This is a genomic window from Ensifer sp. EB106-03-01-XG145 (assembly GCF_058792075.1).
In genome coordinates this window covers 79,383-100,016 of the sequence record NZ_JBYTEC010000017.1, presented here as the reverse complement: position 1 = coordinate 100,016, position 20,634 = coordinate 79,383, and the positions used below count along the sequence as shown (strand labels likewise).

Below are 20,634 nucleotides of genomic sequence, written 5' to 3'. Positions count from 1 at the left end.
GCCGTTTCGCCGGCAACCTCCTTGGCGGCGGCGACGATGCCGGGGATTTCATCGGGTTTCAGCGAGAAGAACTCGCCGGTGCCGCCGGCCGCAAACAGCACCGGCGCCTTGTAGCCGGCCAGCCACTCGACATGCGCCTTGTAGCTTTCCGGCGCAAAGCGACCGTCCTTGTCGAAGTGCGTGACCGGGAAGGAAAGGAGGCCCGATCCAAGCGCGGCCTTGATCTGTTCTGGGGTCATTTCGCGCGGGTCCTCCCTAATAATCGACGCGCCCTACTAAGCAAGTCATCACATACATGTCAATATGTCATAATACAGGTTATCATATGACCTTCGAAATTCAATGACCCCGCACCTTTGGCACCGAATCTCGTTTCATCTTGCCACGCAACACAGAACCCGAGCCAGATAGGGTATTCAAACGCGCAAGCTCTCCATTCATGTTGCAGTAAACATGTATTATATGTTAGCCAGTATTGTATGATGTGATTGACTGATGACCGACGGGACCCCACCCGCCGACATGAAGGAGATGGGCGATGGAACGACTTCTGATCACCGGCGCAGCAGGCCAATTGGGCCGCGTCATGCACAAAAAGCTCGCCCCGATGGCAAAGGTGATCCGACTTTCCGACCGTTCGCCGCTCGACCCACCCGGCGAGAACGAAGAATGCATTCAGTGCGACCTCGCCGATGCCCGCGCTGTCCATGACCTTGTTGCCGGCTGCGATGCAATCCTGCATCTCGGAGGCATATCCGTCGAACGACCCTTTTCAGAAATCCTCGACAGCAACATTCTCGGCCTCTACAATCTCTACGAAGCTGCGCGCGCCAACGACAAGCCGCGCATCCTGTTCGCCAGCACCAACCACACGATCGGCTACTATCCGCAAAACGAGCGGCTCGGCCCGAATGCCCCCTACCGGCCGGACGGGCTCTACGGTGTGTCGAAGTGCTTCGGCGAAGCACTTGCCCGCATGTACTTCGAGAAGTTCGGCCAGGAGACGGCGCTGGTGCGCATAGGCTCGTGCCTGCCGGAGCCCATCAACTACCGCATGCTGTCCACCTGGCTTTCGCATGACGACTTCGCATCCCTGATCGAAGCCGTCTTCCGCGTCCCGGTTCTCGGCTGCCCGGTCGTCTGGGGCGCGTCTTCCAACGACGCCGGCTGGTGGGACAATTCGCACATTGGATGGCTCGGCTGGCGACCGAAGGACAATGCCGAAGTCTTCCGCGATAAGATTGCCGCAAGCAGCCCGAAGCCGGACCCGGGCGGTTCGCTCGTGCGGTATCAGGGCGGCGCCTTCGTCGATGATCCGATCTTTTAGAAGTAGGCCCTACGCCTTGCCAATGGATTGCGCCCTTGATCGGCAATGGCGTATCCAGAAACTCACACCAAGTCCCAGAAACGGCCATGCCCATGAGCAACGTCACCGCCCCCGACAACACAACGCCACAAGGCAAGACGCTGGTGGCCAGGGTGACCGACGCACTTGGCGGACAGATCGCCGGCGGACACTATAAGCCGGGCGATCGCCTGCCATCGGAGGCGCAGCTTACCCAGGAGTTCGGCGTCAGCCGCACGGTCGTGCGCGAAGCGATCGCGGCCCTACGCTCCGGCGGGCTGGTCGAAGCGAGACACGGTATCGGCGTTTTCGTGCTGGAACCCACGCCAGTGGCTCCGCTGCCTTTCCATGGTGTCGATCTCGCGCGCGTCTCTTCGCTGATCGAAATGCTGGAACTCAGGACCGCCGTCGAAGGTGATGCCGCCGCCCTTGCCGCCCTGCGCCGCTCGCCGGCACAGGAAGAAAAGATCGTCGAAGCCTTCGACAGCTTCTGTGCGAGTGCTGCCGAGGGTCGCCCCACGGCGGAAGCCGACTTCAATTTCCACCTGGCGATCGCCCAGGCGACCAACAATCCGCGGTTCAGCGAGTTCCTGCAGATGCTGGGCACCGCGCTTATTCCCCGCCGCGCGGTTTCCGAAAGCGGCGAGGAAACCGTGCTGGCGGCAGCGGAACTGTCGCGATTGATCTCGGAACACGAGGCCATTCTAATCGCGATCCAGGATGGCGACGAGGAACAGGCGCGCGGCGCCATGCGCCAGCACCTCAAGAACAGCCAAGTGCGCTATCGCTCGATGTTGCGCGCGGCCCGCTGAAGAACCGCGCGGCTGCCGCGGGCTCAGTCGCGGCCAAGCCGGCGTATGTTGCTCGCAAGCTCGGCCGCCAGGCGAAGTGCGGCCGCCGTCGCGCCGGCCATCTGCGGCATGATCAGCCATTCGAGCGTCCAGGCGGCACCAGACCGCTCCTGCTCGTGTATCAGCGCATGGTGCATGCCGGAGAGCTGGGTCGCGTTGAACCGCGCCAAGGACACCAGAACCTCCGCCGCTACGGGGTTCTGCTTGTGCGCCATCGCCGAGGAACCACCGCCGCCGGCAAGCTCGATCTCATCGCCTTGCTGCGCCATCAGCGCGACATCCTGACCGAATTTGCCGAGGCTGCCGGTCACCAGCGACAGCGCGCTGGCAAAATCCGCAACCTCCGAGCGCTGGCTGTGCCACTGCGGAAAATCGGCAAGGCCGAGCTCTTCGGCAAGCGTGGCGCGCACTTCGTCGGCTCGATCGTCAAGTTTATCGAGCGTCCCCGCGGCGCCGCCGAACTGCACGGCGAAGAGATCACGGTGCATCGCCTCGAGCCGATCGATATGATCGAGCAGCGGCTCGATCCAGCTGCGCAACCGATCGGATACGGTGATCGGGATTGCCGCCTGCATGCGGGTACGCCCCATCAGCGCGCGATCCCCCCATTCGCTGTCGCATTCTTCGAGCACCGAGACGACATTGCCGAGGCGCACGGCGAAAAGCTCGGCGACCGCCTTCATCCGCAACATCAGGCTGGTGTCGATCACATCCTGGCTGGTGGCGCCGAAATGCACGTATTCCGCCGCCTCGCCACCGACGGCGGCGCGCAATTGCCGGACGAGTTCCGGCACGACCACGCCATCCACCGCCATGACGCGCTTCAGTGCGATGACATCGGGCGAAAAGGCGCGACAGGCCTCGGTGATACGGTCCGCAGCGCTCGCTGGGATGATGCCGTGCACGGCTTCCGCCCGCGCAAGCGCCGCCTCGAAGGCGAGCATCGCATGGATGTCGGCGGAGGCCGAAAACTCGGCGGCAACCGCCTCATCACCCAGAAGCCCGGAGAGATAAGGATGGTCGAAGGCGGAATAGGTCATGGGTTCCCCGTTTCTGCTTGCCGAACGAAATGCCACCTGCTGCATGGGGGTATCAATCACCGCCCCATGTCCAGGCGTGACATTCCTGTTCAGATGTCGAGGAAGACCGTTTCCTTCTCACCCTGCAGGTGAATGTCAAAAACATAATTAGGCGCCGCTCCCGTCGCGACAAGCGTCGCGACGCGATGACGATGTTCAATCCGCGCAAGCAGCGGATCGGCGGCGTTGGCTTCCGCCTCGTCGGGAAAATACATGCGCGTCTGCAGGCCGACATTGATGCCACGCGCCACGATCCAGAAGCTGATATGCGGCGCCATCTTCCGGTCACGGCTGTAAGGCACGACCCCGGGCTTCACCGTTTCGAACGTGAAGACACCATCCTCGGCACCGGTCGCACAACGCCCCCAACCGGAGAAGTTCGGGTCGGCGGAGCCACGAATTTCGGTCGGCGAATTGTAGAGGCCGGCAGCATCTGCCTGCCAGATCTCAACGAGCGCGTCCCTGAGCGGCACGCCGGCGCCGTCGATCACGCGGCCAGTAATGGTAATGCGCTGCCCTTTCGTCTGCTCATTCACCATGCACGATCCGAGGTCGGCTTGATAAACGCCGCCGATCCCGCAGAAGTTTGGCGTCAGTCCGATGTGCACGTAAGGGCCGGCCGTCTGCGACGGCGTTTCCTTGAGGTAGTTCAGCTGCTGCACCATCAGTTGCCCTCCAGCCGGTTCTCGAACAGGGTCGAGCGGCGACCGCGCAGTACGATGTCGAATTTATAGGCGCGCGCATCAAATGGGATCGTGTTTGCCCAGTCGAGCGGCGCGATCAGTTGCTCGATCGCCTGGCGATCCGGGATCGTGTTGACGATCGGACACTTCCAGATCATCGGATCACCCTCGAAGTACATCTGGGTGATCAGGCGCTGTGCAAATCCGTGGCCGAAGACCGAGAAATGGATGTGGGCTGGCCGCCAGTCGTTGACGCCGTTCGGCCAGGGATAGGGGCCGGGCTTGATCGTGCGGAAAGCATAGAACCCCTCCTCATCGGTGATCGTGCGGCCGCAACCGCCGAAATTCGGGTCGAGCGGCGCGAGGTAGCTTTCCTTCTTATGGCGGTAGCGGCCGCCGGCATTGGCCTGCCAGAATTCGAGCAGCGCGCCCGGCACGGCGCGGCCGCGCTCGTCGAGCACCCGACCATGCACGATGATGCGCTCGCCAATGGCGCTTTCGCCTGCCCGCGCGAAATTGTGGATCAGGTCGTTGTCGAGTTCGCCGACGACAGAATGGCCGAAGACAGGGCCGGTGATTTCCGAGATCGTGCCGTCGAGCGACAACAATGCCTTCTGTGGTGAGCGCAGCACCGAGGTCTTGTAGCCCGGCGTCAGCGCCGGCGCATGCCATTGCCGGTCGCGGGGGAAAAAGGCACCCGTCTCCGGCTTTCCGTTCGTTCTGTCGGTCATCATCTTCCCCCGTCAGGCAGCCTTGCCGGCATCGATCTCGGCAAAGACCTGCTTGGCGATCTTGATCGCGTGATTGGCCGCCGGCACGCCGGCATAGATCGCCACATGCAGCAGCGCCTCGCAGATATCGTCGCGGCTGGCGCCCGTGTTGACGGTCGCGCGCACATGCATGGCCACCTCGTCATCCTGACCAAGGGCTGCGAGCAGCGCGATCGTCACAATCGAACGCTCCCGCTTCGTCCAGGTCGGCCGCGACCAGACGTGGCCCCAAGCAGCCTCAGTGATCAGATCCTGAAACGGGCGATCGAAATCGGTGGAAGCCGACTGGGTCCGGTCCACATGATTGTCGCCCAGAACGGCCCGGCGCGTGGCCATGCCCTGGCGATAACGGTCCGAGGGCGTGAAGGCATCACTCATGCGGCTTGTCTCCATGCATTGCGATTTCGAAGAAGGCGCGAAGCACCGCGGTCAAAGCCTCCGGGTTTTCGACGCAAGGAATGTGGCCGGCGTCGCGGATGACTTCGTAGCGCGCGCCGGGAATGAGACGAGCGGTCGTAAGCACGACGTCGGGCGGCGTCGAACCGTCCTGGTCGCCGACGACGCAGAGTGTCGGCACCGCGATGCGGGCAGCCGCCTCGGTATAGTCGGCATCGCGGATGGCGGCGCAGGTGGCGACGTAGCCGGTTACCGGCTGGCGCACCAGCATGTTGCGATAGCCGGCATAGGCGGTGTTTTCCGGCCGGCGGAAGGCCGGCGTGAACCAGCGCTCAAGCACGCCGTCGGCGATCCCCTCAATGCCATGTTCCTCGATGGCCGCGATACGTGCCGCCCACATCTCGGTGGTGCCGATCTTGTGCGCCGTGTCGCAAAGAACCAGCGCACGCACGAGATCGGGCCGCCGCTGATAGAGCGACTGCGCGATCAACCCACCGACCGATAGGCCGCAGACGATCGCCTGCTTGACGGAGAGCATGTCGAGCAGGCCGGCCAGGTCGTTGGCGTGATCCTCGATCGCGTAAGGGATCGGCCCGATATCGGAAAGGCCATGGCCGCGCTTGTCATAGAGGACGATGGCATAGTCGCCGGCGAGCCGGACGACGACGTCGCGCCAGATGCGAAAATCCGTGCCGAGCGAATTGGCAAAAACCAGCACCGGCCGGTCGCCGGTCGCGCCGATCACCTGATAGTGGATCGTGATGTCGTTGATGCGGGCAAACTGCACGGGCTCTCTCCTCCATCACCAAATTGGATATTTAATCTGGTTAGGTAAAATGATATTTCATGGCATTTCATTAACTTGAGGGTTATGAATTCCATGGTCGACGCCCGGGTTAAGTTTCGCCATCTGCAGACTTTTGTCGAGGTCTCCCGGCAGAAGAGCGTGATGAAGGCGGCGGAGCTGCTGCATGTCAGCCAGCCGGCCGTGACCAAGACGATCCGCGAGCTGGAAGAGGTGCTTGGCGTCGCGGTTTTCGAGCGCGACGGGCGCGGCATCAAGATAACACGTTACGGCGAGGTCTTCCTGCGCCACGCTGGCGCAGCGCTGACGGCGCTGCGGCAAGGGCTCGATTCCGTGTCGCAGGAACGCGCCGGCGACGGTGTACCGGTCAGGGTCGGAGCGCTGCCGACAGTGTCGACCCGGATCATGCCGCACGCCATGACGCTTTTCCTCCAGGAGGATACCGGCGCGCGCATCAAGATCGTCACCGGCGAAAACGCAGTTCTCCTCGAACAGCTGCGCGTCGGCGATCTCGATCTGGTCGTCGGGCGGCTTGCGGCACCGGAGAAGATGGCTGGCTTCTCCTTCGAGCACCTCTATTCCGAACAGGTTGTCTTTGCCGTCCGGGCCGGCCATCCGCTGCTTGCGGGCTCGCATTCCACGTTTGCGCGGCTCGCAGATTTCCCTGTACTGATGCCGACGCGCGCCTCGATCATCCGCCCCTTCGTCGAGCGTTTCCTGATCACCAACGGCATCGCCAGCCTGCCGAACCAGATCGAAACCGTGTCCGATGCCTTCGGCCGTGCCTTCGTCCGGGCGAGCGACGCGATCTGGATCATCTCCGCCGGCGTCGTCGCCAGCGACGTCGACGACGGAACGATCGCGATCCTGCCGATCGACACCAGCGAGACGAAGGGCCCCGTCGGCCTCACCATGCGCGCCGATGCGGCACCGTCACCGGCTCTCTCGATCCTGATGCAGACCATCCGCGAGGCAGCGACCAGCGTCGCCACCAAACTCTGAGGGCGCATGCCGGGAATTCGCGGCTTTACAAGCCCCGGCCAGCGACCGAGATTGCGAGTTCCGACAGACTGGTGATCCCATGCCGACCGCTCCCTTCCTCGTTGAAGCCTTTTCCCAAAAGCGCATTCCCGAAATGCTCGACTGGTTTTCGAACCTCGAAGCGCTAGTGCAATGGGGCGGCCCCGGCCTCTCGTTTCCACTGGAGGCCGCACAGCTCGAGGCGATGCTCGCAGAGACAACGGCTGTCGAGCCCGCGCGCTCCATGTTCGCCGGCCTGGTCGACGGCAAGCTCGCCGGCCATGCGCAGGTGGCGCTCGATTGGCAGAACGGCGTCGGCCGCCTCAGCCGGGTTGCCATTAATCCGCGCATGCGCGGTCGCGGCCTCGCCCGGCCGTTTCTCCGTGAGGTGACCGAGCGCTTCTTCGCCGATCCCGCCTTCGAGCGGCTGGAGCTCAACGTCTACACCTTCAACGAGGCGGCGATCCGCACCTACCGCAGCCTCGGCTTTCGCGAGGAAGGTGTGCGCCGGTCGTCGGCCAAGGTCGGTGACGTCAGATGGGACACGGCGATCTACGGCCTGCTCCGGAATGAATGGAACTGACCGCGCGGCGAAGCGTCAGAACGGCAGCCCGACATAGTTCTCCGCCAGCGCCGTCTCGGCGGCGACCGAATGGGTCAGGTAGTCGAGTTCGGCCTCCTGGATGCGCTGGTCGAAATCGCCGGTATCCGGGAAACGATGCAGCATCGTCGTCATCCACCAGGAGAAACGCACCGCCTTCCAGACACGCGCGAGCGCCCGTGCCGAATAGGCATCGACGCCGGCATTCGAGCGATCCTGATAGTGTTCAAGCAGTCCCTCGAAGAGATAGTGCACGTCGCTGGCGGCAAGATTCAGCCCTTTCGCCCCGGTTGGCGGCACGATGTGGGCGGCATCGCCGACCAGGAACAAGCGACCGAAGCGCATCGGCTCGGCGACGAAGGATCGGAGCGGCGCGATCGACTTCTCGAAGGACGGTCCGGTGACCATCGCCTCGGCATGATGCTGCGGCAGCCGCCGGCGCAGCTCGTCCCAGAAGCGCTCGTCGGACCAGTCCTCGATCTTTTCGTTCAGCGAGCATTGAATGTAGTAGCGGCTGCGCGTCTGAGAGCGCATCGAGCACAGTGCGAAACCACGCGGATGGTTGGCGTAGATGAGTTCGTGATCGACCGGCGGCACGTCGGCGAGGATGCCGAGCCAGCCGAAAGGATAGACCTTTTCGAAGGTGTGCAGGGCCTTTTTGGGAACTGACTTGCGGCTGACACCGTGAAAGCCGTCGCAGCCGGCGATGAAGTCGCAATCGATACGCCGGGTCGCACCATCCTTCTCAAAGGTGACGTAGGGTTGATGGCTGTCGAAATCATGCGGTTCGACATTGGCAGCTTCATAGATCGTCGTCGCCCCGGAGTGCTCGCGATGCTCCATCAGATCGCGCGTCAGTTCCGTCTGGCCATAGACCATGACGCGCTTGCCGCCGGTCAGATGCAACAGATCGATGCGGTGGTCGCGGCCGTCGAAGGCAAGCGAGAAACCGTCATGCGGCAGCCCCTCCTTGTGCATCCGCGCGCCGGCCCTGGCGCGATCCATCAATCCGACCGTGCCTTCCTCAAGCACGCCGGCGCGCACGCGGCCAAGGATGTAATCCTGGCTGACGCGGTCGAGAATGACGTTGTCGATGCTGGCTTCCGTCAGCAATTGCCCAAGCAAGAGCCCTGATGGGCCTGACCCGATGATGACGACCTTGGTGCGCATGCTCTCCTCCAGAATTGTCTTTTGACAAAATCTGCGCCGAGCGGGCTTCGCTCTCAATGGACAAATCCGCCATGAAATTGCACAAATCGAACATGACTTCAGGGAACGTGATATGAAGAAGACGGTTCCGACCTATGAGCTTTACGGCGAACGGACCGGCGAACGGCCGGATTTCTGGCTGCATTGCGAGACTATTCCGTCACGAAGCAGCCTCTACCACTGGGAGATCGGGCTGCACCGCCACGAAAGCTTCTTTCAGATCTTGTACATTGCCGGCGGCTCCGGCGACGCGGTCTTTGGCAACGCGGTGCACACGATCGAGCCGCCTATGGTTATCACCGTTCCGCCAGCCCTCAGCCACGGCTTCCGCTTCTCGCGCGACATCGACGGCTTCGTCTTCACCATCCTGGCGTCGCATCTGAAGACAACTCCCGGGGAACGCAGTCGTCTCGGCTCCTTTCTTGCGACCCCGCATCTGACCCGGCTCGATGGCCGCGAGGATGCGGCCTATGTCGCAGCAACCCTCACGCGTCTGGCCAGGGAATGGGAAACCAACCGCAGCAATCGCACCGACCTGTTGGATGCCTACCTTACCTCCGTGCTGACGCTGGCGGCACGTCTCGACGAGGCAAGCGACAGCCGAGACGATACAGCCGATAGCGAAAACGAACAGCGGGTCCAGCGCTTCCAGGCTCTTTTGCAGCAGCACCACCGCTCGCATCGGCCGGCCGCCGCCTATGCCCGCGAACTCGGCCTGTCGCTGACGCATCTGAACCGGATAACGCGTATCATCATGGGGCTCAGCGCCCACGAGATGATCTCGCGAAAGCTCATCGGCGAAGCGAGGCGCGAACTCGTTTTCACCAGGGCCAGCGTGCAGGAAATCAGCTTCCGCCTCGGCTTTGCCGATCCCGCCTACTTCTCCCGCTTCTTCCTGCGCCAGACGGGCATGACACCGCGCGCCTGGCGCATGGCTGAGCGGGAAAGGCTCGGCGCATAGAAGCTCCGCCGACGCAATAGACGCTGGGATTAAGGAGCGGTCGTCCAATCCTCGACCCGCAGACCGGGCACACGATCGAATTCCCGCCTGTTGTTTGTCACCAGTATCAGGCCCTGCGATCGCGCGTGACCGGCAATCAATTGATCGTAAGGGCCTATCGGCGTCCCACTGCGCGCGAGTTCGGCGCGCAACTGGCCTGTATGGGTCGCTGCTGCCTGATCGTAGTTGAGAACCTCAAGACGCGCAGAAAAGCCTTCTATGACGGAAAGGTTGCGCTCGGGCATGGCGGATCTTTCCGCGCCATAGATCAACTCCATGAGACTGATCGAGCTGATGCATAGTTGGCCGTGGTGCCTGTTGAACGCCTCGCGAACCTGCTGTGGCCGGTTCTTCACCGTAAAAATACAGATATTGGTGTCGAGCATATATTTCAGCATCAGAGAGCCTCGCGCTCCTGTGGCGCCGGCTGCTCTCTCTCTGTCATGAAATCGGTCGTTACGGACTCGCCATCGAACCAACTGTCCCAGGCTTCGCCTGCGGGCGCAATGATCCGCGTTCGCCCCACCGCGACGATATCGACGCGTTTGACATCCTCTGGAAGTGCGACGGCCTTCGGCAGCCGGATCGCCTGACTACGATTGCTGAGGAAAACAGCGCCTTGCTCCGACATCTCTATCTCCGGGATATGCTTTACGTATATCCAAGATGGTATCGGTTGCGGGATATGTCAACGGGATATACAAAATCACTCGCAGCGATAGCATCTTCATCGACGTTGGCAGGGGCCGCGTGGCCCACCGCTGGTCGCCATAGGCCCGCTCGCCTTCCCACGGTCAAAAAGATTTTTGCAACGACTCAAAACAGGAGCAGAATCAATACTCGGGTCCGAGGGGGACCCGGAGGATATACGGAGGAAGACATGGCAGTACGCGATCCGTCGCCCTCGTTGTATAACGAGGATCTGGCACCGGCCGAGGAACGCCGGTGGGGCGCTTTCAGCATCTTCAATGTGTGGACATCCGACGTGCATAGCCTGTGGGGCTATTACCTCGCAGCAAGCCTGTTTCTGCTCTGCGGCAGCTTCGTGAACTTCGTCATCGCGATCGGCATCGGATCGCTGGTGATCTTCTTCCTGATGAGCCTCGTCGGAAATGCGGGCGTGCGCACCGGCGTGCCCTTCCCCGTGCTCGCGCGCGCCTCCTTCGGCACGTTCGGCGCCAACGTCCCGGCACTCGTACGCGCGGTCGTCGCCTGCTTCTGGTACGGCGCACAGACGGCCGCCGCGTCCGGCGCAATCGTCGCCCTTCTCATCCGCAACGAAGGCATGCTGGCCTTCCACCAGAACAGCCACATGCTCGGCCATTCGACGCTTGAGGTCATCTGCTACGTCGTCGTCTGGTCGCTGCAGCTGCTGATCATCCAGCGCGGCATGGAGACCGTTCGCAAATTCCAGGATTGGGCAGGCCCTGCGGTCTGGGTCATGATGCTGATCCTCGCCGTCTATCTCGTCGTCAAATCGGGAACCTTCTCCTTCGGCTCGGAAATCCCGCGCGACGTCCTCATCGAGAAGACCAAGGACGCGGGCGTTCCCTGGGAACCAGGCACCTTCCCGGCACTCGCGGCGGTCGCTGCCACCTGGATCACCTATTTCGCCGCGCTCTACCTGAACTTCTGCGACTTCTCGCGCTACGCGACGGATGTAAAGACGCTGCGCAAGGGCAATCTCTGGGGCCTGCCGATCAACCTGCTCGCCTTCTGCCTGGTCGCCGGCGTGACGACGACGGCGGCCTTTGCCGTCTATGGCGAAGTGCTGCTGCATCCGGACCAGATTTCGGCAAAGTTCGACAGCTGGTTCCTGGCTCTGCTTGCAGCGCTCACCTTCGCGGTCGCCACCCTCGGCATCAACGTCGTGGCAAACTTCGTGTCCCCGGCCTTTGACTTCGCCAACGTCTTCCCGCGGCAGATCAACTTCAAGCGCGGCGGCTACATCGCGGCCCTCATCGCTCTCATCCTCTATCCGTTCGCACCGTGGGAAACGGGTGCGGCCCATTTCGTCAACTTCATCGGCTCGACGATGGGGCCGATCTTCGGAGTGATGATGGTCGATTACTACCTCATCCGCAGGGGCCAGCTCGACGTCGAGGCGCTCTACCACGAGGATGGCGAATTCCGCTTCCAGGGCGGATGGCATGGCAGCGCCTTCATCGCCTTTGCGATTGGGGCGCTGTTTTCGTCGATCCTGCCGACGTTCACGAACATCCTGCCGGCCTGGTGGGGAACCTACGGCTGGTTTTTCGGCGTCGCGATCGGTGGGGCGATCTACTACGTCTTAAGGATCGGCGCACGCAAGCCGGCCTTTGCCTCCTAGTCGTTCAATGCCGTACCCGGTCGGACGATCGGGTACGGCATCCGCGCCATCACGAGCCTCGGCTTGGGCGGCCGAGAATTTGGCGGACACCTTCTTTGGTGAAGGGCTGAGCCAGTTGCTTTAGAAATCCCGGTGCGATCTGTCCCTTGATGCCGATATCGATCGAGGATGGACGGTTGGGGTTGTAGTAGGTCCTGAAGATCAAATCCCAGATCACGACGTTTTCGCCGTAGTTCATGTTGCCTTCGCGAAGGTCCTTCGAATGATGCCAGCGGTGAAGGCGCGGCGTGCTGAAGACGAAATCGAAAATGCCGGTGCGCATATCGACGTTGCAATGGGTGAGGATGCCCATGAAGGCCGTAACCGCCCCAAGCCACCAGAAAACGTGGAGCGGCGCACCGAGGCAATAGAGCGGGATCTGGCTCATCGCGAGCTTGAAGAGCGAATCGGCAACATGGAAGCGGCCGGTATTGATGACCCACAGCCGGACGACACTGTGGTGCAGGGCGTGGAAGCGCCAGAAGAACAGTTTTTCATGGGCAATGCGGTGCGCCCAGTAGAGTCCCAGTTCGGCAATCACCACTGCCAACGCCACCTGAACCACCATCGGCCAATCCGAGGGCCACAATCCAAACTTCAGCGCGGCAAGCGGCTGCAGGATGTTGGCGGCATACATGGGGAAGACGGCGGCGACCAAGCCTGCCAGTTGCAGCAACCCCTTCGTCGCCAGCGTATGTCCGATATCGTTCACCGCCTCGCCATCCGACAACAACCAGCGTCGCTCGTAGGGGATGTAGCGTTCGAGAAGGAAGAGGAAGAAGACCGCGGCGGCATAGACCGTCGCGAAGGCGATCATCGGGTGGGTGCTTGCGAAGGCAAAATGAGAACCCAACAGTCCAGAGAAGAACACCAAAGGCCAGGACAGATATCGCAGTATAAGCTTTAGCAGATACCTGGCCTTCGAAAGGGCGCGGAGGCGCTCTGAAATCATCAATGACGCTCCATCCATTCCAGCAACTCGCGGCATGTGCGCGGACGGCCATCACTGACGCGCCCATCCGAACATGCATCCAGGCGAAGGTCCGGCTCCGGCCAATCGCCCCATCTCTTGCCGCCATACATGCGCCTGATCTCGGCACAAGTGCGTGGCTTTCCGTCACTTAGACGACCATCACGACAGGGATCGTACAGGTGCTGTGCTGTGCGTTGCGGATCGTCCGCAATCCACAGTCCTTTGTCGTCGGCATGCCCCGAACCCGCGCCGAACAGCAGCATCCACATTGGCAAGACGACCAACCGCATCGACAACCGTCCTTGTTTGAAACGTTATTGCCGAACTTTGGGGGGAGCGGATTACACGAGCATTGCGGGAAGCCGGAGGATGCAACCTGATGCGTCCCGAAGCAACCCTTCATTGACTGACGGCAGATGCCGGGGCTCGGAGCACGCGCGCGCCTTGCTGGCGTCTGGATCGAACAGCGGCTCGTCGTCCTCACCTTGCTTCGCGGGTCCGAAGGCACCCATTATGCCCACGTCAGAGGCGTGATGGTCCGTGCGATGACCCGGCTTGCGTGGCGATACATGACCGAAATACAGGGCGAGGCAGCGCTGTCGCCGCTGATGCCCTTCGTGCTGGAGCGCACCTTTACTCGAACCATCGACACCATTGCCGACACGCTCGGCCAATATGGGGACGGACCATCCATTCAGGCGGCGATCGACCTCGTCGGGCGCTACCAGCTGGCAGGGCTCCTCATGGCTCCCAAGCATCGAGGTCAGGGTGGGCCACGCTCTCAGTCGTCCGAATAACGCTCCTCGCGCCACGGGTCGCCGCGCATGTGATAGCCGTTCTTCTCCCAGAACCCGGCGGCATCACCAGCGCGAAAATCAATCCGCGTGAGCCATTTGGCGCTCTTCCACAGATAGAGATGCGGAACGACGAGCCGCATCGGTCCGCCATGGGTGCGGCTGATCGGCTGCCCCTCCCAGTCCGTCGCGAGGATCGCATCCTCGGACGCGAAGTCTTCAAGCGGCAGGTTGGTGGTGTAGCCGTCATAGCTCGTCAGCATGACGTGGCTCGCCTCGGGCTTCGGCATCACATGATCCAGCAGGTCGCGGGTCGCGACACCCTGCCAGCGGTTGTCATAGCGCGACCAGGTGGTGACGCAGTGCATGTCCGAGAGCCTGTCGCTTTGCGGCAGCACCTTGAAGGCGGGCCAGCCGAGCGACAAAGGATGCTCGACAAGGCCGGTAACATCGAGCCGCCAGCTTTCCGTCCGAATGATCGGTTGCTGGCCGAGGTCGAGCACTGGCCAATCCTTGACCAGGTGCTGGCCGGGCGGCAGGCGTTCGTCTTCCGGCCGGGCGATCCGTCCGGTCAGGAACTTGCCGTCTGCGGCCCAGCGTCGCTTCGTCGTCGTGAGTTTGGTTTCCGGCGGATGCGTGTCGTCGGTCATGAATCGTTACTCCCCGGCCCGAATTCACTCGCCAAGCGGAAATAAGAAGGGCGCTGCTGCAGAACGTCAAGCGCAGGAGCGCGAAGTTGCTATCTCAGGACCAAGCGCAAGGCAGCTTGCGTTTCCTTGAGCAGCGGCAGGTAACGCTCCACCATCTCCGCTGCGGCTATGTGCGCGGCCGGCGCACCGATGTTCAGCGCCGCAACGATCCGGCCGCGGTCGTTCTCGAGCGGGACGGCGATGGAGCAGAGGCCAAGTTCCAGTTCCTGATCGATGAGGGCATAGCCCTGATCGCGCACCCGACGAAGCTCGGCGATCAAGTCCTCCGGATCGGTTTTCGTATGGGGCGTGTTCGCCTTCAGGTTCGAGCGCGCCAGGATCTCGCGCGCCTCGTGCTCCGGCAGTGCCGCGAGCCACACGCGCCCCATCGACGCGCAATAGGCCGGCAGACGCGAACCGGTCGTCAGGTTGATCGACATCACCCGCTTTTGCGAGGCCCGGGCAATATAGACGATTTCGGTACCATCGAGCACCGAGGCCGAAGCGCTCTGCCCGGCGCGGTCCGAAAGCTGGTCGAGATAGGGCTGTATGATTGTCGGGAGCGGCGTCGCCGAGAGATAGGCATGGCCCAACCGCAGGATCTTTGGCGTCAGCGCGAAGAACTTGCCGTCGTAGTCGGCATAACCGAGCTCGGAGAGCGTCAGAAGCGACCGTCTGACGGTCGCCCGGTCGAGACCCGTGATCTTCGACGCCTCGGCGATCGACAGCTTCGGACGTGTTTCGTCGAAGGCTTCGATCACCGTCAGCCCCCGTGCAAAGCCGCTGACGAAATCCGTCTCTCGCATCTTTCATCCCTCGGTTTATCCATCGCATTTTGTGCGATATACGAACAAAAGTCAAATATCGCACAAAATATTTGACGGTTCGGTTCGATCGGCGCTTATTGGCATGCGGAAGAGAGCAAGCCGCCCCGCCGCCCGACAGGCCGCAGGCGCAACAAACAGCAGCGAAGAGAGGAAACATGGCGAAGATCGTTTCGCTCGCCGAGGCCGTCGGCGACAATGTCAGGGATGGCGATACCGTCGCCATGGAAGGCTTCACCCATCTGATCCCCTATGCCGCGGGCCATGAGGTGATCCGCCAGGGCCGCAAGGACCTCTATCTCGTGCGCATGACGCCCGACATTCTCTACGACCAGCTGATCGGCGTGGGCGCGGCGCGCGGCATGAAATTTTCCTGGGGCGGCAATCCCGGCGTCGGCTCGCTGCACCGCTTCCGCGACGCGGTCGAAAACCAGTGGCCGCGGCCGCTGGAGATAGAGGAACACTCCCATGCGGCCATGGCCAACGCCTATGAGGCCGGCGCCGCCAACCTGCCCTTCGCGACGCTGCGCGGTTACATCGGCGCGGACCTGCCGAAAGTGAACCCCAACATCAAGTCGGTCACCTGCCCCTTCACCGGCGAAGTGCTCGCCGCCGTGCCGGCGATCCGCCCGGATGTGACGATCATTCACGCCCAGCGCGCCGATAAAAAGGGCAACGTGCTGATCGAAGGCATCGTCGGCGTGCAGAAAGAAGCCGTTCTCGCGGCCAAGCGCTCGATCGTCACGGTCGAGGAGATCGTCGACGAACTCAACCCGCCATCCCCCAACTCCCTCGTGCTCCCGAGTTGGGCGGTTACATCTGTTGCCCAAGTTCCGGGCGGCGCCTTCCCATCCTATGCGCACGGCTACTACTCGCGCTCCAACGCCTTCTACATCGGCTGGGACGAGATCGCGCGCGACCGCGACAGCTTCACCGCCTGGATCAAGGAAAACGTGCTCGACGCCAAGCCGGAAGACTTCGCCAAGCATGCCGGCAGCAAGCCGGCAAGAGCGGCCTAAAGGGAGGATAGGATGAGCGACTTCACCCCCACCGAAATGATGACCATTGCCGCCGCGCGGGCGCTCTCCAATGACGATGTCTGCTTCGTCGGGATCGGCGCGCCTTCTGCCGCCTGCAACGTCGCGCGGCTGACGCATGCGCCGGATATCACGCTGATCTACGAGAGCGGCACGGTCGGAACCAAGCCGGATGTGCTGCCGCTTTCGATCGGCGACGGTGAACTCTGTGACACAGCCCTTTTCACCGTCTCCGTGCCGGAGATGTTCCGCTACTGGCTGCAGGGCGGCCGCATCACCACCGGCTTCCTCGGCGGCGCCCAGATCGACAGGTTCGCCAACCTCAACACCACGGTCGTCGGCCCTTACGACCATCCGAAGGTCCGTCTGCCGGGTGGCGGCGGCGCACCGGAGATCGCCTCCAATTGCGGCCGCATCTTCATCACCATGGCGCTGTCGAAGCGCGGCTTCGTCGAGAAGCTGCCGTTCATCACCTCCATGGGCCATGGCGAAGGCGGCAACCATCGCGAGCGGCTCGGCATGAAGACCAAGGGGCCGACCCGCGTCATCACCGATCTCTGCATCCTGGAACCGGATCCCGAGACGAAAGAACTGACGGTCGTTTCGATCCACCCGGGCGTGACCCGCGAGCAGATCGTCGAGAACTGCGGCTGGGCGATCAAGTTCGCCGATCATGTGATCGAGACGCCAGCGCCGACGGAACTGGAGCTGACAACCCTTCGTGACATCAATGCCCGCACCAAGAAGGCGCATCAGGGCGACAAGGAGGCTGCGTAATGGCCGAGGCTTTCATCTGCGACTACATCCGCACCCCGATCGGCCGCTTCGGCGGTTCACTCTCCTCGGTGCGAGCCGACGACCTCGGCGCGATCCCACTCAAGGCACTCCTCGAACGCAACACCGATGTCGACTGGGACGCGGTCGATGACGTAATCTTCGGCTGCGCCAACCAGGCGGGCGAGGACAACCGCAACGTCGCGCGCATGTCGCTGCTTCTGGCTGGCCTGCCGGTCGGCGTATCCGGCACGACGATCAACCGGCTCTGCGGTTCCGGCATGGATGCGGTGATCGCTGCGGCGCGGGCAATCAAATCCGGCGAAGCCGAACTGATGGTCGCTGGCGGTGTCGAGAGCATGTCGCGTGCACCCTTCGTCATGCCGAAGGCAGATGCCGCCTTCTCGCGCAACGCCGAGATCTACGACACCACCATCGGCTGGCGCTTTGTCAACCCGCTCATGAAGAAGCAGTACGGCGTCGACTCGATGCCCGAGACTGGCGAGAACGTCGCGGCGGATTTTCGCGTCGGCCGCGAAGACCAGGACGCCTTTGCCGTCCGCAGCCAGGCCAAGGCCGCCGCAGCGCAAGCGAACGGTCGGCTGGCGAAGGAAATCGTCTCGGTGACGATCCCGCAGCGCAAGGGCGAGCCTGTCGTCGTCGACCGCGACGAGCACCCGCGCGCAACGACGATGGAGGCGCTCGCCAAGCTCGGCACGCCCTTCAAGAAGGAAGGCGGTACGGTGACGGCCGGCAACGCCTCCGGCGTCAACGATGGCGCGACCGCCCTGATCATCGCGTCGGAAGCCGCAGTGAAGAAATATGGGCTGCGACCGATCGCCCGCATTCTGGGCGGCGCGACCGCCGGCGTACCGCCGCGCATCATGGGCATGGGCCCGGCCCCCGCATCGAAGAAGCTGATGGCGCGCCTCGGCCTGAAGCAGGCGCGTTTCGACGTCATCGAACTGAACGAAGCCTTCGCTTCGCAGGGCCTTGCCGTGCTGCGCGATCTCGGCATCGCCGACGACGATGCGCGCGTCAATCGCAACGGCGGCGCCATCGCACTCGGCCATCCGCTCGGCATGTCCGGCGCCCGCATCACCGGCACGGCGGCGCTCGAACTCCATGAGACCGGCGGGCGCTATTCGCTGTCCACCATGTGCATTGGCGTCGGCCAAGGCATTGCCGTGGCTTTGGAGCGGGTCTAGGCCCGTCCGAACTATCAAAAGAGAAGAGCCCGGCCGTTCAACGGCCGGGCTCTTCTCTTTCAATCAACCGGATTGGAGGGCAGGCGCTCCCAATCATTCCGACCAGATCGCAACGTCGACGGGACCGAGCTTGCGGCCGCCAACATGGAACGTTGCGCCGGCCGGCGCCGGTACATCAACGGCCGTCTTGCCGTAGTTGAAGGCAAAGCTGAGCTTGCCGCGGCGGGTGATGCGCAGATCTCCCAGATCCGCGAGCGCCTCGACCGAAGCCCAGCCTAATGCATCGCCGATTACCTTGCTCAAGAATTCGCCCCGCGCGCCGGTTGCGAGATAGCGCACCTTGTCGTTGCCGACGAGCGCCGGCGCACCGTTGCGATAGTCGCCCTCGAAGGTCGCAAGCACGGCTTCGCTTGACCTGACCGTCTCGCGCCAGACACCGGCCGGATAGGTCTCGTTGCCATAGAGCACACTTTCGGCGTGGAACTCCGGCAGGGATTCGACGCGGGCGACGCTCAGGTCGATCAGCGAGGCAAGCGGACCCGGCGGCAGACCTTCGGGGATATGCATGTCCTCGGTCTTGCTGCCGCTGCGCGGCCCGAACAGGACCTTGGCGCCCGACGCAGCAAGCTTTTCGACGAAGGCCTGATCCGGGATGACCAAGTCGGGCGCCAGCACCAGCTGGTAGCCATCGAGATCCGAGTGCTGGCCGATGATGTCGACATCGACGCCGAAGCGGGCAACGGTCGAATACCAGTCGAGAGCAATCTGCGACGCCAGATAGGTGCGGCCCTGTGGCAGCGCACGGGTCGCCCAGCGCGAATTGTAGTCGAGCACGATCGCGACCTTGGCCTTCTCGCGGCGTTCGCCCTTCGGCAGACGCTTCATCTCCTCTGCGACCTGCGCCACTTCGAGATAGCCCTGGTCCGCCTCGCTGTTCGGCAGGAGCAGACCCGCATGGAACTGCTCCTGCGCGAACGGCACCTGACGCCAGCGGAAATAGGAGACCATGTCGACGCCATGGGCATAGGCGAGCCAGGTCCAGAGGCGGACCATGCCGTCTGCCGGCGACTGGTTGTGCGAAGCCCAGTTCACCGGGCCCGGCTGCTGCTCCATCACCCAAACGCGACCGTTGCCGACGGCGCGGTAAAGGTCGTGGTTGAAGGCCGGCTGGTCCGGATCGCCGACACGGAGGTAGCGTCCCTTGTCTTCCGAGGAGAGACGGCCGTTGAGCAGTCCACCCATCGGATAGACGTCCCAGGAGGCGATATCGATGTCCTCGCCGACCTTGTAGTGATCGAAGTCGGTGTTCTGCGACATGAAGTTGTGCGTCACCGGGCGGCCCGGCGAGTGCTTGCGGATGATGTCGACCTGCGCCTTGTTGAAACTCTTCACCTGGTCGGAGGAGAAGCGGATGTAGTCGACGATATGAGTCGGGCTCGGTTCTTCGACGAGATTGTTGGGAAGTTCGACTTCGTCGAAGCTCAGATAGTTCATCGCCCAGAAGGCCGTGCCCCAAGCCCGATTCAGTTCCTCGACCGTGCCGTAACGCTCCGCCAACCATTTGCGGAAGGCGCGCAGCGCCTCGTCGGAATAGCTGTAGATCGTGTCGTGGTCGCCGTACTCGTTGTCGGTCTGCCAGGCATGCACGAAGGTGCTTTTGCCGTAGCGCTCGGCCATGGCTTCGGAAATGCGCGCTGCCTCGATGCGGTAACGGCGGCTGGAGAAGCAGTAGTGTCGGCGGGCACCGAACTTGCGCACCACGCCCTTGACGTCGACGGGCAGGATATCCGGATAGCGGTCGATCAGCCACTTCGGCGGTGCGGCGGTCGGCGTGCCCAGAATGACCTTAAGGCCGGCATTGCCGAGCACCTCGATCGCCTCGTCGAGCCATTCCCAATGGAACTCGCCCGACCGGGGCTCGATCTTCGCCCAGGCGAATTCACCGATGCGCACCCAGGCAAGCCCGAGCTCGACCATGCGGCGCGCATCCTCTCCCCACTTCGCGCGCGGCCACTGCTCCGGATAGTAGCAGACGCCGAGTTCCAGCATGTCGGTCTGCTGCTCTTTGGCGTTGAAGCGGTTTGATCTCGTCAGGGGCATGTGCACGGGTCCGGTCCTTCGTCATTTCATTCGGCCGGTTGGTTCCAGCCTCGGGTTTTGTCTGTCTCGTCTTAGATATAAACGTTTATATTCAAGAACATGAAAGGG

24 protein-coding genes are annotated in these 20,634 nt (G+C 62.6%); 10 read left to right on the top strand and 14 right to left on the bottom strand.

Annotated features, from left to right (window positions below; genetic code table 11):
• On the bottom strand, nucleotides 1-239 hold a 239-nt coding region (locus tag AC3WWH_RS27940), incomplete at its 3' end, for a dihydrodipicolinate synthase family protein (RefSeq protein WP_492377342.1).
• A 299-nt stretch (nucleotides 240-538) separates the two neighbouring features.
• Between AC3WWH_RS27940 and AC3WWH_RS27935 the strand changes: the two genes are divergently transcribed.
• Nucleotides 539-1,327: an NAD-dependent epimerase/dehydratase family protein gene (locus tag AC3WWH_RS27935; protein ID WP_113398486.1), complete on the top strand. Its 789-nt coding sequence runs from the start codon at nucleotides 539-541 to the stop codon at nucleotides 1,325-1,327.
• Between the two features lie 92 nt (nucleotides 1,328-1,419).
• Nucleotides 1,420-2,157 carry a FadR/GntR family transcriptional regulator gene (locus AC3WWH_RS27930; RefSeq protein WP_058322658.1) on the top strand — a complete coding sequence of 246 codons (738 nt, stop codon included), beginning with the start codon at nucleotides 1,420-1,422 and terminating at the stop codon, nucleotides 2,155-2,157.
• 23 nt (nucleotides 2,158-2,180) lie between these two features.
• On the opposite strand, the gene AC3WWH_RS27925 is transcribed toward AC3WWH_RS27930, so the two are convergent.
• From AC3WWH_RS27925 to pcaD, 5 genes are all read right to left on the bottom strand, one after another.
• Nucleotides 2,181-3,236: a 3-carboxy-cis,cis-muconate cycloisomerase gene (locus tag AC3WWH_RS27925; RefSeq protein ID WP_113398485.1), complete on the bottom strand. Its 1,056-nt coding sequence runs from the start codon at nucleotides 3,234-3,236 to the stop codon at nucleotides 2,181-2,183.
• Between the two features lie 89 nt (nucleotides 3,237-3,325).
• Nucleotides 3,326-3,940: a protocatechuate 3,4-dioxygenase subunit alpha gene (gene pcaG, locus AC3WWH_RS27920; protein WP_058322596.1), complete on the bottom strand. Its 615-nt coding sequence runs from the start codon at nucleotides 3,938-3,940 to the stop codon at nucleotides 3,326-3,328.
• On the bottom strand, nucleotides 3,940-4,689 hold the full coding sequence (gene pcaH, locus AC3WWH_RS27915) for a protocatechuate 3,4-dioxygenase subunit beta (protein WP_058322597.1): 750 nt from the start codon (nucleotides 4,687-4,689) through the stop codon (nucleotides 3,940-3,942). Before pcaH ends, pcaG begins: the two co-directional genes overlap by 1 nt.
• A gap of 12 nt (nucleotides 4,690-4,701) precedes the next feature.
• On the bottom strand, nucleotides 4,702-5,106 hold the full coding sequence (pcaC, locus tag AC3WWH_RS27910) for a 4-carboxymuconolactone decarboxylase (RefSeq protein WP_057251697.1): 405 nt from the start codon (nucleotides 5,104-5,106) through the stop codon (nucleotides 4,702-4,704).
• On the bottom strand, nucleotides 5,099-5,911 hold the full coding sequence (gene pcaD / locus AC3WWH_RS27905) for a 3-oxoadipate enol-lactonase (RefSeq protein ID WP_113398484.1): 813 nt from the start codon (nucleotides 5,909-5,911) through the stop codon (nucleotides 5,099-5,101). Before pcaD ends, pcaC begins: the two co-directional genes overlap by 8 nt.
• Before the next feature lie 93 nt (nucleotides 5,912-6,004).
• Between pcaD and pcaQ the strand changes: the two genes are divergently transcribed.
• Together pcaQ and AC3WWH_RS27895 are read left to right on the top strand one after the other, a co-directional pair.
• On the top strand, nucleotides 6,005-6,931 hold the full coding sequence (pcaQ, locus tag AC3WWH_RS27900) for a pca operon transcription factor PcaQ (RefSeq protein WP_058322659.1): 927 nt from the start codon (nucleotides 6,005-6,007) through the stop codon (nucleotides 6,929-6,931).
• 79 nt (nucleotides 6,932-7,010) lie between these two features.
• Nucleotides 7,011-7,532, top strand: coding sequence for a GNAT family N-acetyltransferase (locus tag AC3WWH_RS27895; protein ID WP_113398483.1), 522 nt, complete (start codon nucleotides 7,011-7,013; stop codon nucleotides 7,530-7,532).
• Nucleotides 7,533-7,547: 15 nt separating this feature from the next.
• Here AC3WWH_RS27895 and pobA read toward each other — a convergent pair whose 3' ends face one another.
• Complete coding sequence (gene pobA / locus AC3WWH_RS27890; RefSeq protein ID WP_113398482.1) at nucleotides 7,548-8,720, bottom strand: 4-hydroxybenzoate 3-monooxygenase; 1,173 nt, start codon at nucleotides 8,718-8,720, stop codon at nucleotides 7,548-7,550.
• Nucleotides 8,721-8,832: 112 nt separating this feature from the next.
• Here pobA and AC3WWH_RS27885 point away from each other — a divergent pair, with 112 nt between their 5' ends.
• On the top strand, nucleotides 8,833-9,720 hold the full coding sequence (locus AC3WWH_RS27885) for a helix-turn-helix domain-containing protein (protein ID WP_093236478.1): 888 nt from the start codon (nucleotides 8,833-8,835) through the stop codon (nucleotides 9,718-9,720).
• Between the two features lie 29 nt (nucleotides 9,721-9,749).
• Here AC3WWH_RS27885 and vapC read toward each other — a convergent pair whose 3' ends face one another.
• Together vapC and vapB are read right to left on the bottom strand one after the other, a co-directional pair.
• Nucleotides 9,750-10,157, bottom strand: a complete 408-nt coding sequence (gene vapC / locus AC3WWH_RS27880; protein WP_057251702.1) for a type II toxin-antitoxin system tRNA(fMet)-specific endonuclease VapC — start codon at nucleotides 10,155-10,157, stop codon at nucleotides 9,750-9,752.
• Nucleotides 10,157-10,390, bottom strand: a complete 234-nt coding sequence (gene vapB, locus AC3WWH_RS27875) for a type II toxin-antitoxin system VapB family antitoxin (RefSeq protein ID WP_057251703.1) — start codon at nucleotides 10,388-10,390, stop codon at nucleotides 10,157-10,159. The genes vapC and vapB overlap by 1 nt, the downstream gene beginning before the upstream one ends.
• A 249-nt stretch (nucleotides 10,391-10,639) precedes the next feature.
• Between vapB and AC3WWH_RS27870 the strand changes: the two genes are divergently transcribed.
• Nucleotides 10,640-12,088 (top strand): NCS1 family nucleobase:cation symporter-1, encoded by a 1,449-nt coding sequence (locus AC3WWH_RS27870; RefSeq protein WP_058322602.1) that lies wholly within the window; start codon nucleotides 10,640-10,642, stop codon nucleotides 12,086-12,088.
• 49 nt (nucleotides 12,089-12,137) lie between these two features.
• Here the strand turns inward: AC3WWH_RS27870 and olsE are convergent, their stop codons facing one another.
• Together olsE and AC3WWH_RS27860 are read right to left on the bottom strand one after the other, a co-directional pair.
• Complete coding sequence (gene olsE / locus AC3WWH_RS27865; RefSeq protein WP_113398481.1) at nucleotides 12,138-13,079, bottom strand: ornithine lipid hydroxylase OlsE; 942 nt, start codon at nucleotides 13,077-13,079, stop codon at nucleotides 12,138-12,140.
• A complete protein-coding gene (locus AC3WWH_RS27860) occupies nucleotides 13,079-13,390 on the bottom strand; it encodes a hypothetical protein (protein WP_156433110.1) in 312 nt (103 codons plus the stop codon). The genes olsE and AC3WWH_RS27860 overlap by 1 nt, the downstream gene beginning before the upstream one ends.
• A gap of 279 nt (nucleotides 13,391-13,669) precedes the next feature.
• Here AC3WWH_RS27860 and AC3WWH_RS27855 point away from each other — a divergent pair, with 279 nt between their 5' ends.
• Nucleotides 13,670-13,897, top strand: a complete 228-nt coding sequence (locus tag AC3WWH_RS27855) for a hypothetical protein (protein WP_492377341.1) — start codon at nucleotides 13,670-13,672, stop codon at nucleotides 13,895-13,897.
• Here AC3WWH_RS27855 and AC3WWH_RS27850 read toward each other — a convergent pair.
• Both AC3WWH_RS27850 and AC3WWH_RS27845 read right to left on the bottom strand, forming a co-directional pair.
• Nucleotides 13,882-14,544 carry a sulfite oxidase-like oxidoreductase gene (locus AC3WWH_RS27850; RefSeq protein WP_492377340.1) on the bottom strand — a complete coding sequence of 221 codons (663 nt, stop codon included), beginning with the start codon at nucleotides 14,542-14,544 and terminating at the stop codon, nucleotides 13,882-13,884. The genes AC3WWH_RS27855 and AC3WWH_RS27850 overlap by 16 nt on opposite strands.
• A gap of 89 nt (nucleotides 14,545-14,633) precedes the next feature.
• Entirely contained in the window at nucleotides 14,634-15,389 is a 756-nt protein-coding gene (locus tag AC3WWH_RS27845; protein WP_058322606.1) for an IclR family transcriptional regulator, read from the bottom strand.
• A 176-nt stretch (nucleotides 15,390-15,565) separates the two neighbouring features.
• On the opposite strand from AC3WWH_RS27845, the gene AC3WWH_RS27840 reads away from it, so the two are divergent.
• The 3 genes from AC3WWH_RS27840 to pcaF are packed head-to-tail and all read left to right on the top strand — an operon-like array spanning nucleotide 15,566 to nucleotide 18,426.
• Nucleotides 15,566-16,426 carry a CoA transferase subunit A gene (locus AC3WWH_RS27840; RefSeq protein ID WP_058322607.1) on the top strand — a complete coding sequence of 287 codons (861 nt, stop codon included), beginning with the start codon at nucleotides 15,566-15,568 and terminating at the stop codon, nucleotides 16,424-16,426.
• 12 nt (nucleotides 16,427-16,438) lie between these two features.
• Nucleotides 16,439-17,221, top strand: coding sequence for a CoA-transferase subunit beta (locus tag AC3WWH_RS27835; protein ID WP_058322608.1), 783 nt, complete (start codon nucleotides 16,439-16,441; stop codon nucleotides 17,219-17,221).
• Complete coding sequence (gene pcaF, locus AC3WWH_RS27830) at nucleotides 17,221-18,426, top strand: 3-oxoadipyl-CoA thiolase (RefSeq protein ID WP_058322609.1); 1,206 nt, start codon at nucleotides 17,221-17,223, stop codon at nucleotides 18,424-18,426. Before AC3WWH_RS27835 ends, pcaF begins: the two co-directional genes overlap by 1 nt.
• 93 nt (nucleotides 18,427-18,519) lie before the next feature.
• On the opposite strand, the gene AC3WWH_RS27825 is transcribed toward pcaF, so the two are convergent.
• Nucleotides 18,520-20,532: a beta-galactosidase gene (locus AC3WWH_RS27825; RefSeq protein WP_492377339.1), complete on the bottom strand. Its 2,013-nt coding sequence runs from the start codon at nucleotides 20,530-20,532 to the stop codon at nucleotides 18,520-18,522.
• Between the last annotated feature and the right edge of the window lie 102 nt (nucleotides 20,533-20,634).